Source organism: Streptomyces sp. NPDC046876, from assembly GCF_040645035.1.
Lineage (GTDB): Bacteria > Actinomycetota > Actinomycetes > Streptomycetales > Streptomycetaceae > Streptomyces.
Genome location: NZ_JBEYXK010000205.1, coordinates 1 through 3886 on the forward strand (window position 1 = coordinate 1; position 3886 = coordinate 3886).

At 75.8% G+C, this 3886-nt stretch carries 3 protein-coding genes; all 3 read right to left on the reverse strand.

All coding sequences use genetic code 11. The annotated features are described in order from the left end of the window. Positions 1–486: 486 nt before the first annotated feature. The 3 genes from ABZ924_RS38240 to ABZ924_RS38250 all read right to left on the reverse strand — a co-directional run bounded on the left by ABZ924_RS38240 (position 487) and on the right by ABZ924_RS38250 (position 3366). Positions 487–1710 carry a beta-ketoacyl-ACP synthase II gene (locus tag ABZ924_RS38240; protein ID WP_361920305.1) on the reverse strand — a complete coding sequence of 408 codons (1224 nt, stop codon included), beginning with the start codon at positions 1708–1710 and terminating at the stop codon, positions 487–489. A 168-nt stretch (positions 1711–1878) separates the two neighbouring features. Continuing rightward, positions 1879–2361 carry a DUF456 domain-containing protein gene (locus tag ABZ924_RS38245; protein WP_361920307.1) on the reverse strand — a complete coding sequence of 161 codons (483 nt, stop codon included), beginning with the start codon at positions 2359–2361 and terminating at the stop codon, positions 1879–1881. A gap of 24 nt (positions 2362–2385) precedes the next feature. Further along, entirely contained in the window at positions 2386–3366 is a 981-nt protein-coding gene (locus ABZ924_RS38250) for a helix-turn-helix domain-containing protein (protein ID WP_361920308.1), read from the reverse strand. Between the last annotated feature and the right edge of the window lie 520 nt (positions 3367–3886).

Consider the following 3886-nt stretch of genomic DNA (forward strand, 5'->3'; position numbering starts at 1 on the left):
CAATCCAGCCCGCGCGGCGTTTGAGCGCACCGGGCGCGGAGCGCACGGAACGGGGTCCGGGGCGGAGCCCGGTTTCGGGAAGGGGCGGGTAGGGGTACGGCCCCGCGCAGCGGCACAATCCAGCCCGCGCGGCGTTTGAGCGCACCGGGCGCGGAGCGCACGGAACGGGGTCCGGGGCGGAGCCCCGGTTTCGGGAAGGGGCGGGTAGGGGTACGGCCTCGCGCAGCGGCACAATCCAGCCCGCGCGGCGTTTGAGCGCACCGGGCGCGGAGCGCACGGAACGGGGTCCGGGGCGGAGCCCGGTTTCGGGAAGGGGCGGGTAGGGGAACGGCCCCGCGCAGCGGCACACCCCCGCAGGCAACGGCCGACCCGAGCCACGGCCCCCGGCCCCGCCCGGCAGGCCGACGGACGGAGTCCGGCGCAGCGGCGCGATGCGGGTGAGGCGCCCCAGGCGCCGAGCCCCGCGAGCGGCGCCTGGAAGAGGGATCAGGCGGCCGTGAACAGGAGGGCGGCGTTGTGGCCGCCGAACCCGAACGCGTTGGCCAGCGCCGCAGGCACCGGCATGCGCCGCGCCCCACCCGCAACCACGTCCAGGCCGCCGATCTCCGGATCCAGCATCTCGAGGTTGCGCACCGCCGGAACCACCCCCTCGTACACCGCCCGCACCGCGGCAATGGCCCCGACTGCCCCCGCCGCCCCGAACATGTGCCCCGTCATCGACTTGGTCGCGGTCACCGCCGCATGCGTGCCCACCGCCTCGGCGATCGACCGCGCCTCCACCAGGTCGCCCGCCGGCGTCGACGTCGCGTGCGCGTGCACGAGCGCGACGTCGGCCGGGGCGAGCCCGGCCGCGGCCAGCGCCGCCCGCACCGCCCGGACCTGACCCGGCGCGTGCGCGGCCGTGATGTGGTGGGCGTCCGAGGTCACCCCGGCCCCCGCCAGGCGCGCGTACACCCGGGCCCCGCGCGCCGCCGCGAACTCCGCCCGCTCCAGCACGACCAGCCCGGCGCCCTCGCCGATGACGAACCCGTCACGGCCGGCGTCGAACGGCCGGGAGGCCCCCGCCGGGTCCTCGTTGCGCGTCGAGTGGGCCTTGGACTGGGCGAACCCGGCCAACGGCAGCGGGGCCACGCAGGCCTCCGTACCGCCGGCCACCACCACGTCGGCCCGGCCGAGCCGGATCAGGTCCAGGGCGAGCGCCAGGGCCTCCCCGCCGGAGGCGCAGGCGCTGACCGGGGTGTGCGCGCCGCCGCGCGCGCCGAGCTCGATGGACACCCAGGCCGACGGCCCGTTCGCCATCAGCATCGGCACGGTGTGCGGCGAGACCTTGCGCACCCCCGAGGCCTCCAGGACGTCGTCCTGCCCGAGCAGGGTCAGCGCCCCGCCGGTCCCGGTCCCGATCACCACGGCGAGCCGTTCCGGCTCCACCTCCGGCCGCCCCGCATCGGCCCACGCCTCGCGGGCCGCGACCAGCGCGAGCTGCTCGCACCGGTCCATGCGGCGCGCCTGCACCCGGTCCAGCACCTCGGCCGGCTCCTGCCGCACCCGCCCGGCGATGCGCACGGGCAGATCGGCGGCCCACTCCTCCTCCAGTGCGCGGATCCCGTTCTCGCCGCGCAGCATCGCCTGCCAGGTCGTCGCCGCATCGCCGCCGAGCGGGGTGGTGGCCCCGAGGCCGGTGACGCAGACGCCGGTGATACCCGTACCCATGACAGATCCCCCTTGTGGTCATCCCACAGTCGTTCGGACTGCTCGTGCTTCCACTGTGCCAAGGGGGGCCGGGCGACATGAGCAAGATGATCAATGGATTCCTGATCACGGATTTGTATGCTTCGGCCATAGCGGCGGGGAAAGGAGCAGGAGGCGGATCGGCGGAGGTCAGCCCGCCAGGACCGTGCCCACCCAGGCCGCGACCACCATCAGGCAGGCCAGCAGCTCCACCAGCACGCTCGTCCCCACCGCCCGCATCACGGCCCGTACCGAGGCCCACGCCTCCCCGTGCGTGCCCAGCCGGAGCCGCTCGCACAGGTAGATGCCGCCCACGAACCCCGGAACCGCCCCCAGCACCGGGACCACCACGAAACCGAGGAGCGCGCCCGCCCCCGCGTACGCCGCCATCCGGCGGGTGACGCCCACCCCGCGCAGCCGCCGCGGCGGCAGCTGCCACTTGACCACCTGGACCACCAGCAGCAGTGCCGTCGCCGACACCAGCAGCGACCACGCCGGCGCCGTCCGCTCGTGCAGCGCCCACCACAGCACGGCCGCCCAGACCAACCAGGTCCCCGGAACGCCCGGGACCAGCACCCCGAGCAGCCCGAGCAGCAGGACCAGCCCCACCAGGAACAGCTGAGGCAGATCCATGCGCTCAGCGTGCCCGACCTGCTGCTACCGGGCCACCCAGCCCCGTTCGTACGCGTGCCAGCCCAACTGGAGGCGGGTCGTCACCCCGGCCAGCTCCATCAGGCCCTTCACGCGCCGCTGCACCGTGCGCAGTCCGAGCTCCAGGTGCTTGGCGACGCTGGCGTCCGTCATCCCGGCCAGCAGCAGCGTCAGGATCTCCAGGTCCGTGGCGTCCGGCACCCCGTCCGACTCCTCCGGCGCCCCGGTGGCCCCCAGCCGCAGCGGCATCGCCTCCCGCCACACCGCCTCGAACAGCCCGACCAGCGACTCCAGCAGCCCCGAGGCGTGGACGACGAGGGCCGCCGGCTCCGTGCCGCGGGCCGTGAGCGGGACCATCGCCAGGGCCCGGTCCGCGATCACCAGGCTGGTCGGGACCCGGTGCGTCACCCGTACCCGCTCGCCCCGCGCCAGCGCCGTCGACGCCTCGCGGATGCCGGTCGGCAGGCCCAGGACGTCCCGCTCGATCACCACCCGGTACGCGACGCCCCGTACGGCGGCCTGCTCCTCGGCCGGCTCGTTCTCCATCCCGGACACCACCAGCGGCCGGGCGCTGGCCAGCGCGCACACCTCGTGGGCCGCGCCCAGCTGGATCTGGTGGAAGCGGTGCGCGACGGCGCTCGCGCCCGTCACCACCTCGACCAGGTCGTGCACCGCCGACTCGGCGGCCTCGCCCCGGTACTCCCGGGCCAGGAGCTCCGCCGCCTGCTCCGCCTGCTCCAGCTCGATCCGCTGCTGGGTCAGCAGCGCCCCCAGCGCCACCCCGGGCGGGGCGGCGACCCAGCGGCCCGGGCGGGCCGATGACTGCGCCGCCAGGCCGTGCCGCTCCAGGTGCCGCAGGGCGCGCTCCGTCTGCGGTACGGGCAGTGCCAGGCGGTGCGCGAGGTCCGGCACCTCCGCCGCCCCGAGCGCGACCAGCGCGCGGTACGCCGACTCCTGGCCCTCGTCCAGGCCTATCGCGTTCAGCAACCCTTCCACCCCCACCTCTCGCCACGGCGTGCCCGCAGGCGGGACGCGGCCTGCTGCGGCACGTACCCGCCGCGCCCATATCACCGCACCTCCCGCCCCTCTGCCAAGGCGAGGCCTTCGCAGCACCAACCTCCCCCGGCGGGACGGCACTTAAGCGAGGGCTTGCCGTGCAATACAACGGGTTGACCGGAATCCGCCCACGACGCCCGATCCACCCGATTCCCCAAACCCCGCCCCGCCCCGGGACGGCCCTCCGCCGACGCCGGGGGTCAGGGTCCGGCGCATCCAGCCTCGCCGGCGTTCGTAGCCGCGGTCCGGCAAATTCAGCCCCGCCGGCGTTTGAGGCGCGGGGTCTGGGGCGGAGCCCCAGAAGCCCAGCCCGCTCCGCCCGCCACGTGAGCCGGGGGTCCGGCAAATTCAGCCCCGCCGGCGTTTGAGTGGGGGTCCCCCCGGACGGAGTCTGGGGGAGGGTCCGGGCGGAGCCCGGTGCCCGGCGGAGCCGGGTTTCTTGGGGCGCCGC